Source organism: Streptomyces sp., assembly GCF_035563135.1.
In the GTDB taxonomy this organism is placed as follows: domain Bacteria; phylum Actinomycetota; class Actinomycetes; order Streptomycetales; family Streptomycetaceae; genus Streptomyces.
The window spans coordinates 1-12,121 of sequence record NZ_DATMVN010000630.1; the positions used below are offsets into that span (position 1 = coordinate 1).

A 12,121-nucleotide genomic window follows, 5' to 3' on the forward strand; every position below is an offset into this window, starting at 1 on the left:
GGCCGTGACCGGGCTGCCGCTCGCGGTGCAGTACCGCCGGCGGGTCGAGCGGAGCGCGGAGCGGGTCTTCGAGGTGCTGGACGCCCCCGTACCGGTGGAGGAACCGGCCGGCCCGGCCGCACCGCCCGCTTCGCCCTTCCCCCTCGAGGTACGAGGGCTGTCGGCCCGGTACGCGGGAGCGGAGCGTGATGCGCTGCACTCCGTCGGCCTGACACTGCACCCCGGCAAGCGGGTGGCCGTCGTGGGTCCGTCGGGATCGGGGAAGTCCACGCTCGCCCAGGTCCTGCTCCGCTTCCTCGGCGCCCGGGAGGGGTCGTACCGTCTCGGTGGCGTGGAGGCCTCCGCCCTGGACGGGGACAAGGTCAGGACCTTCGTGGGGCTGTGCGCCCAGGACGCCCATGTCTTCGACAGCTCCATCCGCGAGAATCTGCGGCTCGCCCGCACCGATGCCTCGGACGGTCAGCTGCGGGACGCCCTCTCCGCGGCCCGGCTGCTGGACTGGGTCCAGTCACTTCCGGAGGGTCTCGGCACACTGGTGGGTGAACACGGGGCACGGCTGTCCGGCGGCCAGCGGCAGCGGCTGGCGCTGGCCCGTGCGCTCCTCGCCGACTTCCCCGTACTCGTGCTCGACGAGCCCGCGGAGCACCTCGACCTGGCGACGGCGGACGCGCTGACCGCGGATCTGCTGGCGGCCACTCAGGGACGTACGACCGTGCTGATCACCCATCGGCTGGCGGGACTCGACGCGGTGGACGAGGTCCTGGTGCTGGACGGGGGCCGGGTGGTGCAGCAGGGGACGTACGCCGCTCTGGCCGAGCAGGACGGTCCACTGCGGCGGATGCTCGAACGCGAGCAGGAGCCGGTGCGTACCGGGCCGGAGCGCGTGCCCCCGGTGGGGGCGGCGCCCGTACGGGCCTGAAGAAGGCGAGTACACCCCGATTCCGACTTTCCGGACTGTTCGGTGCTCATTAGGCTCGGGTCATGTCCCAGCAGGACCAGCAGGACCAGCAGGACCAGCAGCGTCAGCAGGCCTCGCCCGGAGCGCCGCAGCAGACGGCCGGAAGCCTGCGAGGGCTCTCCGCGGAGCTGACCGCGCGTGTTCCACAGCTGCTGGAAGCGACGAGAACCGTGGGCACGGGCCTTGAGCTCCACTCCACCCTCGAGCGCATCTGTGCGACTGCGGCTGAGCTCGCCCATGCACGGTACGCGGCCATCGGCGTCGTCGAACGGCCTGGTGAGAACCTCTGCGCATTCATCACCCATGGAGTGCCCGAGGAGATCGCCAGGGCGATCGGCCGCCCGCCCGACGGCCACACCGGTCTCCTGGGCGCACTGATCCAGGAGGGTGCGCCGATCCAGCTGGAGGACCTGGCGGCCGACCCGCGTTTCGCCGGATTTCCGGCCGCCCACCCGAAGATGCGTGCTTTCCTCGGGGTCCCGCTCCGGGTCCAGGGCAAGATCTTCGGCAACCTCTATGTGATGGAGAAAGAGGACGGGGACGCGTTCGGGGACGACGAACTGCACATGCTGCGCGTGCTGGCCACGGAGGCGGGGATCGCCATCGGCCACGCGCGGACGTACGAAGCCGCCCGGCAGCGCGAACGGTGGATCGACGGCTCGGTGGCCATCACCACCGCCCTCCTCTCGGGCGGGGACGCCGACGAGGCACTCACCGTCGTCGCCGAACAGGCGCGCCGTCTCGCCGAGGCCGCGGCCGGCATCGTGCTGCTCCCTGCCACGGAGGGCGGACTGGAGATCGTCGCCGTCGCTGGGGACCGGCCGTCCGCGTCCCTCGGAGTGATCATCCCGCCGCAGAGTCCCGTGGTGGCGGCGCTCCTGAGGGGTGAGGAGGTGTTCCTGGACGACTCGTTGACCGATCCCCGCATGATCACCAGACTGGCCGACCGATTCGGCCCCCACATGCTGCTCCCCCTGCGCAGCGGCGGCCGGGTGCTCGGAGCGCTCTCCATCCCGCGGACGAGGGGCGGCCGGCCGTTCACCCAGGCGGAGCGGACGCTGGCCACTCACTTCGCCGCTCAGGCCGCACTGGCTCTGAAGCTGTCCGAAGCCCAGCGGGACCGGGAGAGACTCGCCGTGTACGAGGACCGGGACCGGATCGCCCGGGACCTCCATGACCTGGTCATCCAGCGTCTGTTCGCCACCGGGATCATGCTGGAGGACGCTCAGCGGCGTTCCCCGGTCCCCGGGGTGCAGGCCGGTGTCGGCCGGGCCGTCGACGAACTGGACGTGACCATCCAGGAGATCCGTACCGCCATCTTCGCGCTGCAGCAGGAGCCGGCGGAGGCGCCGTCAGGGTTGCGGACCCGGGTACTGCGGGAGATCAACATGGCCGCGGTGCCCCTGGGGTTCATGCCTTCCCACCGGTTTCTGGGGCCGGTGGACTCGTTGGTGGGGGAGCTCGCGGGCAAGAACCTCATCGCGGCTCTGCGGGAGGCGCTGTCCAACACATTCCGTCACGCGAAGGCTTCGCGCGTCGACGTCGGGGTCGACGCGACCGCGGTGCTGCCGGACGGACGGGACGCCGTACGGCTGACGGTCACGGACGACGGGGTCGGCATCCCGGACGGCGGCCGGCGCAGCGGCCTGCGCAATCTCTCCAGGCGCGCCGAGTCCCTGGGCGGCGCGAGCTGGTTCGGACCGGGGGCCGGGGAGGACGGCGGGGGCACGACCGTGACCTGGCAGGTCCCGCTCTGAGAGCCTGGGAGGGCCGGACATGAGGGGCCCAGGTGTGTACGCCGACGCGGGATCCCGGCGTACGCTCCCCGCCGACAGTCCGGGCGCACAGGAGGCGTGCGCTTTCGCGGACGGGCTCCGGGCGGGCGGTTTCGACAGCCGGCCTCAGGGTGGTTCCAGTGTGCGGCCTCAGGGTGGTTCCAGCGCGCGGTCTCAGAAGGCGGTCTCAGCAGACAGCCTCAGCCTGCGGTCTCAGCGTGCGGTCTCAGCGTGCGGCAAGGATCCGCTCGATGACGACCGCGACGCCGTCCTCGTCGTTCGTGAGCGTCACACCTGACGCGGCGGCCAGAGCGGCCGGATGGGCGTTACCCATGGCGAACGAGGCGCCGGCCCAGCTCAGCATCTCCACGTCGTTGGGCATGTCTCCGAACGCGACCACCTCGTCCGGACCGATCCCGCGCTCCGCGCAGCAGGACGCCAGGGTACGGGCCTTGGAAACACCGAGGCCGCTGATCTCCAGCAGCGCGGTGGGACTGGACCGGGTGAACGACGCGCGGTCACCCGCGATCTCGCGGGCCAGTGCGAGGAAGGTGTCCGGGGCCAGTTCGGGGTGGTGGGCGAGGACCTTCAGGACCGGTGCGCCGGTGCCCGGAGCCGCCTCGTGGAGCAGCTTCTCCGCGACGGCGACCGTGGCGCCCGGGTCCATGTGGAACGGGGGGTAGGCCGGTTCGTAGTGGATGCCGGTGGCCAGTTCGACTGCGAACGAAACCCCGGGGGCGGCCTCCCGCAGAGCGGCGACCACGTCCAGGGCGATGACCCGGTCCAGCGGATGGACCGTGAGCAGCCGGCCGTCGTGGAGATCGACGACCGCGGCCCCGTTCGCGCAGATCGCCATGCCGTGGCCCTGCACATGGGGGCTGACGACGTCCATCCAGCGGGCGGGCCTTCCGGTGACGAAGAAGACCTCGACCCCCGCCTCCTCGGCGGCTGCCAGGGCGGCGGTCGTCCGGTCCGACAGGGTCTTGTCGTCGCGCAGGAGAGTGCCGTCCAGATCGGTGGCGATCAGCCGGGTCACGGCAGGCAGAGGCGAGTCGGTAGCTGAGGTCACCCCGGCATTCTCCCGTACGGAGTCGCACGGGCGTGCAGAGGGGCGCACATCTGAGAGAGCGAGTCCTTGAGCTGCGAAATCTGACACCGGCATATGCCGAGGGGTTCCCGGGGTACCGCCCCGCCTGGAGGCGGTACCCCTCGGGCCCGGACTGTCTCCGGAGTCTCTCCCGCTGCGGAAGGGGAATGGTTCAGACGAGTTGGGCCAGGGCCTCGGTGGCGATCCGTTCGAACACCTCGGTGTCCAGGGCGAAGCCGGAGTCCGGTACCGGCCAGTGAACGACGATCTCGGTGAACCCGAGGGCGAAGTGCGTTCCCGCGAAGTCCACGAAGGCGTCGAAGGACCGCAGCGGGCGGCCCGGGCAAACCCCATGACCGCCTTGACCCGGGGCAGCGGACACATCTCAGGTCCGCTGTCTCAGAAAGTCGAATCCCAAGGACGAGCAGCCACTACGGCGCCAGCGGGAAGTGAAATCGGAAGGACAAGCCCAGGTTGGTGAGTCCGAAAGCAATGCTGGCCGTTACTGCTCGTAGGCCCACGAGCGGCCGGTCTGGCGGTACTGCTCGATGGGGATGGGGGCGACCCCCGTCCCCATGCGCGCGGTGTAGAGCAGGCCGTCCAAGTGGTCGATCTCGTGGTGGATCAGCCGGGCAAGTCCGCGTTCGTAGGTGGCGGTCACCGTCTGGCCCTCCAACGTGTTGGTCTCCACGGTGATCCGCAGTGGCCGGGGGACCAAGCCGCGCACGTCGAAGAAGCTGAGGCATCCCTCGTACTGCTCGTCCGCGTCGCTCGAACGGTCGATGATGCGGGGATTCAGCAGGATGATCGCCGGGGTGCCTTGGTCGGGGGGCTGGACCACGGCGGCGGCCCGGCCGATGCCGATCTGAGGCGCCGCGATGCCCATGCCCTTGGCGAAGGGGTGGACCTGCCCGATCCGCTCCATCGAGGAGAACAGCCTCTCGACGGCCTGTTCGGCCGTCTCGCGCTCGGCCGGCAGGTCGAAGACGCGCGTACGCTCGGCAAGCACGGGGGCCCCGCGCTGCACGACGCCGAGGTCACGCATCTGTTCACTGGGCCGCACCTGGAGCACCTGAACTCCCTTTGATTCGCTTCATGTTCGGGACTGACCCGGAATCGCCACTCCAGACGGTAGCGGGCATGGAGAGCGGGTGTGGAAGTGCTCCAGGAGAAGACACGCATCCCGCTCTCCTCGCGCTGGACCGGTGCAGTGCGAAGCGGAGTCGCTTCGGCGGTCATGGAGGTCTCGGTGCCCCACACCGCGGGGTCGAGTGCGGCAGGGAAGGCGAGTTCAACCCCCAGATGTTCGGTAGGCAGGCGGACGGCACGCTGGAACCAGCGGCCCCACTTCTCCTCGCCCACCGAGTAGGCGTACTCGATCCATACCGACTCGCCCGGGTACAGCGGGAAGCGGCCCTGTTCGTTCTCGAACAACAGCCAGACTTCCTTGAAAGCGTCGCGGTCGTGCTTGGTCTGCCAGCGCATCGTCTCGCCGCGGCAGGTCGCAGCGAGAGCAAGCTCATCCCAGGTCAGCGGGTATTCGCGGTAGTGGGCGTTGGACCGTTCCGGCTCGCCCGGGTAGCGGTCGACGCTGATGCGGATCAGGTAGCGGGTGATCGGTTCGCTGCCGGTGTTCCGCAGCAGACGGCGCATCGTCAGCCGGTAGAGACGGCCGTCGTAGTCCAGGCGGGCTGCGTCGTGCTCGACGACGATTGCCGAGCCGGTCGCGTACGGCTGCTCAACTCTGCGGGGGGCTGGTACGGCCGCCGATGGCGACGTGCGGGCCTTGACCGCCTCGAAGTCCAGCCAGCGCTTCCAGATCGCCTTGCCCGCGTTCAAGGTTTCCTCCGCGCGGCGGGCGAAGTCCTCGGTCGGTTTGTGCCGACCCGATTCGACGTGACTCACGTAAGACGGGTCGAAGGCCATCCTTCGGGCCAACTCTCGCTTGGCCAGACCCCGTACCTCGCGCCAGTAGGCGACTTCCGCCGCGAACGCCTCGGCTGCCTGCTCGATTGTCAGGGCGTCGTCCCGCGCGTCCATCAAAGCCCCCGCCTTGGATGCTGGATGAGATGAATGAACCGTGAGTGATCTCAATTCACCATTCTGTCACGGCCCCGGCCGCCGGTTTCCTTCCTCTACCGGCCCAGGTCGACCCCCGGGCCCAAACGAGGAGGGTCCTAGCGATGCGCGTGCTGTACCTGCTCAACGTCTCCAATTCCAGCCAACTGGCCGCCGACTCCGGCTTCACCTTCGCCGACATGCTCACCCCGGCCCTGACCGACGTCGGGGCCGAGGTGACCGTGGCCTCCCCGGTCCCGGCCGGCGACGCCCGTGTGCACTTCGTGCCCACCATCTCGCCGTCCACCAAGTACCGGGCCCGCTTCGACCCCGGGATGGACGCCCTCGTCCCCCTGATCCGCGACCGGCAGCCCGAGGTGGTGGTGGCCAACCAGATCGAGGCCGCCCCCGCGATCAGGGCCGCACTTCTGGAAGCCGGGGCGGACGCGCAGATCGCCGGATACTGCCACTACCTGCCGTTCTCCTTCACCGACACCGGCGTCCTGGAGCTGGACCCCGCGATGAACGACAGCAGCCTCGGTCGCAGCGTGCTGCTTGCCTTCGCCGCCGGCCTCGCGGCCTGCGACCGCCTCCTGGTCCACTCCTCCACCGCCGCCTCCTGGACCACTGCGGCTGCCGCCCGCACTGGCGTCGACCTCGGCGACAAGCTGCACATCGTCCCCGCCCCCAGAGACGTACGGCTGGTGCGCGACCCGGCCGACATCACCCCGCCCGAAGGCAGGGTCACCGGCATCTACAACCACCGCCTGTACAGGCACTACGGCACCGCCCGCTTCACCCAGCTCGCCCGCCGCCTCGTCGCCGACGCCCCGGTCCGGCTCACGGTGATGGACCTGTTCGGCACCCGCAGCCCTGAGCGCATCCGCCTCGACCCCAGCCCAGAACGGCACCTGGAGCAGCTGGCGACCATGGACGGCGTCACCATCGCTTCCGACCGCGGCGACCGCATCCGCTACCGCAACCTGCTGGCCGGCGCCCACTTCGGCATCGCCCCCTTCCGCCCCGGCTGCCCCTGGTCCATGTCGGTCATCGACTGCCAGGCGATGGGCCTGCCCGTGATCGGCCCACGTGCCGGCTGGCTGGCCGAGCACATCGACAACGAATTGCTGTTCGACACCGACGATCAGGCCGTCCAGATCGTCGAGCGCCTCGCCACCGACGTCGAGTTCTACCTGGTACACGCCAAGCGCGCGTACGCCTCCACCGCTGACCTCACGCCGGACGTTGTGGCCGCCCGCTACCTGGAGGCGATCAAGTGACCGGGTTCGAGGCGGTACAACTCTCGTACGATGAGCCGCTGGCCAGCTCACTGCACACCCGCCTCGCCCGTGTGCTGGGCGGCACCGTCAAGCGCCTGCACGGAGTCCGCGGGATGCGACGCGCCTACCGGCTCACCGCCGAGATGGTCGACACCGAGACGTTCTTTCTCGCTGACGGCGACTTCGCCATCGACCCCGAGTTCCCCACTGCCTCGGTGGAACCGCTTTCTGAAGGGGTGGCGATGCGGGTCTGGCAGGCGGTCAACCCGGTCAACGGCCTTACCTACGGCTACGGCGGGCTCAAGCTGATCCGCCGCTCGGCGCTGAGGGAGATGGGCCAAACCGTCGATGTGCTGGCCGCGCTGCCCGGCCGGGTCGAGTTCAGCCGTCAGACCGCCGGGGTCACACGATTCAACCAGAGCCCGTTCCACGCGTGGAGGGCGGGCTTTCGCGAGTGCGCGATGCTCGCGCGTGGCAGCGAGTACGGCATGACCGACTTCTCCGCCCAGGAACGGATCGCCGCCTGGACGGCCAGCCGCGACGGCGAATTCGCCGCCTACGCGGCGGCCGGCGCCCGCGACGGACTTGGCTTCGCCAAGGCCGCCGCCCGCGACCCGCAGCGCTTCGAGGCGCTCAACGACCCGCCCTGGCTGCACCAGCACTTCACCACGCTGTACGGCGAGCAGGCGGTCACCGGATGAACACCACCCCCGAGCCGTTGGTGCTGATCGAGCCGTACGCACACCGAGTAGGCGGACACCACCAGCGCACGCTGGCGGCGCTCGCCGCCGCGCGGCCGGACAGCCTCGTCATCGCCCCGGGCGGCCTGTGCGACTACCAGGCCCCGCTGGCGCGGGCAGGTACCCGGGTTGCCGTCGGTCCGGTCGGGCCGGCGGCGAAGATCCTTCTGGCGGCCGCGCGGGCGGCAGCACGGGTCTCCGCCGTCGGCCAGCAGGTCTTCACCTCCCGGCGCTGGCCGCTGGCGGTCCGCAGGTCCCCGCACCAGATCACCCTTCTCGCCCGGTGCCTGACCGAGGCCGCCTGCCTTCGCACCGCACTTCGCTTCGCCCCGCGGGCCTCGGCAGTGGTGATCCTCAGCGCGAGCGAGGCCCTGCATGGTGCCGCCGCCCTGCTCGGCGGCACCCCACACCTGCGGTTCATCCACGAGGCGGTCACCACCGAAGACAGTCCTGTCCGGTGGCTGGGCCGGCTCGCCCGCGCGGGCGAGAAGCGGGTGATCGCGCTGTACCCGACCACCGCCGTCCGCGACCAGATCGCGCCGGCCTTCCCTCACCTTCCCGGCGTGGTACGGGCGTTCGCGGTCGACGACGACCGGCCGCTGACCGACACCGAGCGCGACGGTGCCCGCACCGCCTTCACCATCCCCGCCGACGCGAAGGCGGTGTGCGTGGTCGGCGGCTGGTGGCCGTACAAGGACATCCCCACCATCGACGCCGCCCTCGCCCGCCTCACCACCCCGTTGCACGTCCTGGTGTGCGGCACCCCACTGGACGACGCTGTCCTCACACGCTGGCACCAGCTCCCCAACGTCCGCCTTCACACCGTGCCCGGACCGGTCGGCGAGCAGGTCCTGCGGCTTGTGTACGCCGCCGCCGACGCGGCCCTCGTCGCCCGGAAGCCCGGCGTGGGCAAGGAATCCGGACTGGTCATGGACGCCGCCCGCCTCGCCGTCCCGCTGATCGTCTCCGCACACGACTCCGAGCTGACCGCCCGGCTCACCGGGGAGCCGTGGGTCCGACTCTTCCCGGCAGGTGATCCGGACACCCTCGCCAAGACGCTGGACCAGCTCACGGCCGACGCGCCCGCCCGCCCGGGACCTTCGGCGCGCGGGGTCCTGGACATGAACTCGGTGGCCGAGCAGGCCGCCTTTCTCACCGACACCTACACCCGCCTGGCCAAGGAGTGCCGATGAAGACGCCCGTCTCTCCCGCCTTGGTCGCGGTGGTCGGCCCGGTCGAACCGGCCCTGCTGGCCGCCTGGACCGCCCACTACCGCCGGCTCGGCATCGAACGGTTCCACCTCGCCTTCCACTTCCCCGACCACGTCCACGGCGCCTGGCGACACCAGCTCATCGCGGCCAGCCACGACCTCGGCATCGTCCCCGCCCGGATCAGCACCGGGCCGTGGCACGAGCACACCAACACCCAGCTCCGCGACTCCTTGCGCGAACAGGCCGGGACCGGCTGGCACCTGATCGCCGACTCCGACGAGTTCCATACCCACCCCGCCCCGCTCGCCGAGATGATCGCCCAGGCCGAGGCCACCAGGCACAAGGTGATCGGCGGGCTGATGCTCGATCGCGTCACCAACGACGGCCGCCTGGCCCTCTGGCGCCCGGAAACCGGACTGGACCGGGCCTTCCCACTCGGCGGACACCTCACCCACCGGCTCCTCAAGAGCGACCCCCGCAAGATCGTCCTCGCCCACTCCTCGGTGACCGTGGCGTCCGGCAACCACCGAGCACCGGGCCACAAGCCCGACCCGGACACGCTCGCGTGTGTGCACCACTTCAAGTGGCGCTCGGGCGTCCTGGACGACCTGCGCCGGCGAGTCGACCGGTTCACCTCCGGCGAGTGGGCCGAGCACACCCCGGCCGTCCGCAGTGAGGCATCCCGCCTGTTGCAGCACATCGATCGTCACAACGGCCGCATCGACGTCGCCGATCCCCGTCTGGCCTTCCGCCGCGTCAGCCTCGATCGCCTGCCGGACGGCTGGGCCGCCGAAGCCGCCAAGATCGCCACCACCTGGCGCCCGCACACGCCTCAGAGCCAGTCCGGCTCCACGATCTCCTCGCCTTCGCCCTGAGGAACCTCGAAACGGGCGAAGAAGTCGTCCAGGGCCTCCGGCGTCACGACGAGCGCGTTGGCATCTTCCCGCTCGTTGCGCTCCGCCAGCCGACGCAGCAGCTCATCGCGCCCGAGGGGGAAGTACAGCAGCCGCCACCGCCCGCCGGCAGACTCCACCAGCTCCTTCATCGCGTCGCGGTCCTTACGCGGCCACAACCCGTGGTCCCACACCACATCCAGGCCCTCGGCCACCAGCTCGGCAAGCCGCTCGTGCAGCTCGGCGACGACCGGGCCCTCCTTCTCGAAGTAGGTGTTCTCCGGGTAGTCGACGCCGTACCGGCCGTGCCGCTCATAGACGACCTCGTCCACCGACAGCCGTACAGCACCCTCGGGCTCCAGCTTCCGCTGGGCATAGGTGGTCTTCCCCGAACCGGTGAGCCCCACCAGCAGAAACACCACCGGAATGCGCTCGGCCACCGCCAACTCCCCTCAACACCACAAGCGTTCTCCTGGCCAGTCTGCCACCGCCGGCCAGCCCAGGACCCCGTTCCTCATCACCACCACCCGAAGGAGCCGCCCGTGTCCGCCTCCGCACTCGCCCGCACACTGCGGGCCTACGTCCGCCACGCCCCCGGCACCGTGGGCAAGGCCCAGCTCGTCGGCCGCTTCCTCGACGAGCACCTGCGAACCCACCCCGTTCGCACGACCGCCCGGCTGCGGTCCGGCGACAAGATCGGCGTCACCACCAGCGACGTCATCCAGCGCTACCAGTACCTGTTCGGCGAGTGGGAGCCGAACCTGAGCGCCTTCCTGCGCGACCGGCTCCGCCCCGGGGACACCTTCATCGACGTCGGAGCCCACCGCGGCGCCTTCAGCCTCCTGGCCTCCCACGTCGTCGGCCCCCATGGCCACGTCATCGCCATCGAGCCCTCCCCGCAGTTCCACGACGACCTGACCACCGCGGCCACCGCCAACCACCGCACCAACATCCGGGCCGTCCGCTCCGCCGCCTCAGACACTCACGGCACCCTGACCCTGTACTTGGAGGACCCCTCCAACCTCGGCCACACCACCGCCGTCCAGCCCAGCCACGTACACACGGCCTTCGACGTGCCGACCGCACCCCTGGCCGGCCTGATCAGCGGGGCCGAGCTCGCCACCACCCGCATCATCAAGATCGACGTCGAAGGCGCCGAAGCAGCAGCCATCCGCGGGCTGCTACCCGCGCTCCCACACCTGCGCGACGACGCCGAACTCGTCGTGGAAGTCACCCCCAGGCTCCTGGTCAAGCAGGACGAGAGCGCCGCCGACATCATCGACACCCTGCACGAGCATGGCTTCCACGCTTACACGCTCACCAACGACTACGACCCGGCCACCTACCCCCGAGCCATGCGACGACCGCAGCCGCCCGTCCGGTGCAACGAAACCCCGAAGCACATGACCGACCTGGTCTTCTCCCGTGCCGACGCCGACCACCTCATGCTCAGGCGCTGAGCAGCACCCCCACGTTCCGAGCAGCCCGGCCGGTCCGAGCCGCCCGCCAGGACCACCGACACCTTCCGGCACGTCGACGAGGAGTGGGCACGTGATCAACACCAGCGTGATGAACAGCCGCAACGCAGTCTGCGTGATCGTCCACGACAAGGACGCCGACACGATCGCCGCCGTGCTCTACGGAGCCCGCAACTGGTCCCCGCAGCCGGCCTGGACCCTCCCCGGCGGAAAGGCCGAACCCGGCGAAGCCCTCGACGAGGCCGCCGCCCGCGAACTCAAGGAGGAGACCGGCCTGCTCGTCGACCCGGCGGATCTCGCCCTCGCCCACGTCATCCACGTTGAACAGGGCTGGGACCAGGCCGGGCAATTCGTCCTCTTCGTCTTCGCCACCGACACGTGGACCGGTGAACTGACGAACACCGAGCCGGACAAGCACCTGACTGCCCAGTGGATCCCCGCCGACGGCCTGCCCCAGCCTGCGTTCCCGACCTCTGCGCAGGCCCTGGCCGCGTATCGGAACGGTGGCCCCGTCTTCTCCCGCTACGGCTGGTCGGTCACCGCCGCGCAATAAGCGGGCGCCAAGGGATCAACGATCTCGTCGCCATGTGCGACGTCAAGCAGCCCGTGCGGTCCCGCTCGTCTTCGCTCGGGAGGAGACG

11 protein-coding genes and 2 pseudogenes are annotated in these 12,121 nt (G+C 70.3%); 8 read left to right on the forward strand and 5 right to left on the reverse strand.

The features are described 5' to 3' along the window. Window positions 1-919 (forward strand): amino acid ABC transporter ATP-binding/permease protein (locus VN520_RS28110; protein ID WP_325749762.1); only part of this gene is annotated, 919 nt, incomplete at its 5' end. Between the two features lie 62 nt (window positions 920-981). After that, window positions 982-2,715, forward strand: a complete 1,734-nt coding sequence (locus VN520_RS28115) for a GAF domain-containing protein (RefSeq protein ID WP_325749763.1) — start codon at window positions 982-984, stop codon at window positions 2,713-2,715. A gap of 244 nt (window positions 2,716-2,959) precedes the next feature. Here the strand turns inward: VN520_RS28115 and VN520_RS28120 are convergent, their stop codons facing one another. The 4 genes and pseudogenes from VN520_RS28120 to VN520_RS28135 all read right to left on the reverse strand — a co-directional run. Then, window positions 2,960-3,802, reverse strand: coding sequence for a Cof-type HAD-IIB family hydrolase (locus VN520_RS28120; RefSeq protein ID WP_325749764.1), 843 nt, complete (start codon window positions 3,800-3,802; stop codon window positions 2,960-2,962). Between the two features lie 190 nt (window positions 3,803-3,992). Beyond that, window positions 3,993-4,172, reverse strand: a pseudogene (locus VN520_RS28125) (LLM class flavin-dependent oxidoreductase); the annotation flags it as partial. A 150-nt stretch (window positions 4,173-4,322) separates the two neighbouring features. After that, window positions 4,323-4,883, reverse strand: coding sequence for a peptide deformylase (locus VN520_RS28130; protein ID WP_325749765.1), 561 nt, complete (start codon window positions 4,881-4,883; stop codon window positions 4,323-4,325). 818 nt (window positions 4,884-5,701) lie between these two features. Further along, window positions 5,702-5,860, reverse strand: a pseudogene (locus VN520_RS28135) (helix-turn-helix domain-containing protein); the annotation flags it as partial. A gap of 143 nt (window positions 5,861-6,003) precedes the next feature. Here VN520_RS28135 and VN520_RS28140 point away from each other — a divergent pair. Genes VN520_RS28140 through VN520_RS28155 form a run of 4 tightly spaced genes read left to right on the forward strand, consistent with a single transcriptional unit; the run spans window position 6,004 to window position 9,984 of the window. Continuing rightward, the gene (locus VN520_RS28140) at window positions 6,004-7,158 is read left to right on the forward strand and encodes a glycosyltransferase family 1 protein (protein ID WP_325749766.1); all 1,155 of its coding nucleotides are present in this window, start codon (window positions 6,004-6,006) and stop codon (window positions 7,156-7,158) included. Further along, the gene (locus VN520_RS28145; protein ID WP_325749767.1) at window positions 7,155-7,859 is read left to right on the forward strand and encodes a hypothetical protein; all 705 of its coding nucleotides are present in this window, start codon (window positions 7,155-7,157) and stop codon (window positions 7,857-7,859) included. Before VN520_RS28140 ends, VN520_RS28145 begins: the two co-directional genes overlap by 4 nt. Beyond that, entirely contained in the window at window positions 7,856-9,091 is a 1,236-nt protein-coding gene (locus tag VN520_RS28150) for a hypothetical protein (RefSeq protein WP_325749768.1), read from the forward strand. The genes VN520_RS28145 and VN520_RS28150 overlap by 4 nt, the downstream gene beginning before the upstream one ends. After that, on the forward strand, window positions 9,088-9,984 hold the full coding sequence (locus VN520_RS28155) for a hypothetical protein (RefSeq protein ID WP_325749769.1): 897 nt from the start codon (window positions 9,088-9,090) through the stop codon (window positions 9,982-9,984). Before VN520_RS28150 ends, VN520_RS28155 begins: the two co-directional genes overlap by 4 nt. On the opposite strand, the gene VN520_RS28160 is transcribed toward VN520_RS28155, so the two are convergent. After that, a complete protein-coding gene (locus VN520_RS28160) occupies window positions 9,942-10,442 on the reverse strand; it encodes an ATP-binding protein (protein ID WP_325749770.1) in 501 nt (166 codons plus the stop codon). The two genes, VN520_RS28155 and VN520_RS28160, sit on opposite strands and share 43 nt — an antisense overlap. Window positions 10,443-10,544: 102 nt before the next feature. On the opposite strand from VN520_RS28160, the gene VN520_RS28165 reads away from it, so the two are divergent. Together VN520_RS28165 and VN520_RS28170 are read left to right on the forward strand one after the other, a co-directional pair. Next, window positions 10,545-11,462, forward strand: a complete 918-nt coding sequence (locus VN520_RS28165) for an FkbM family methyltransferase (RefSeq protein WP_325749771.1) — start codon at window positions 10,545-10,547, stop codon at window positions 11,460-11,462. A 91-nt stretch (window positions 11,463-11,553) separates the two neighbouring features. Then, window positions 11,554-12,033, forward strand: coding sequence for an NUDIX domain-containing protein (locus VN520_RS28170; protein WP_325749772.1), 480 nt, complete (start codon window positions 11,554-11,556; stop codon window positions 12,031-12,033). The last annotated feature ends 88 nt before the right edge of the window (window positions 12,034-12,121 follow it).

Bases quoted from the DNA above. Each gene is read 5' to 3' on its own strand.
- VN520_RS28115 (WP_325749763.1), top strand. From the start codon at position 982: ATGTCCCAGCAGGACCAGCAGGACCAGCAGGACCAGCAGCGTCAGCAG.
- VN520_RS28140 (WP_325749766.1), top strand. From the start codon at position 6,004: ATGCGCGTGCTGTACCTGCTCAACGTCTCCAATTCCAGCCAACTGGCC.
- VN520_RS28150 (WP_325749768.1), top strand. From the start codon at position 7,856: ATGAACACCACCCCCGAGCCGTTGGTGCTGATCGAGCCGTACGCACAC.
- VN520_RS28155 (WP_325749769.1), top strand. From the start codon at position 9,088: ATGAAGACGCCCGTCTCTCCCGCCTTGGTCGCGGTGGTCGGCCCGGTC.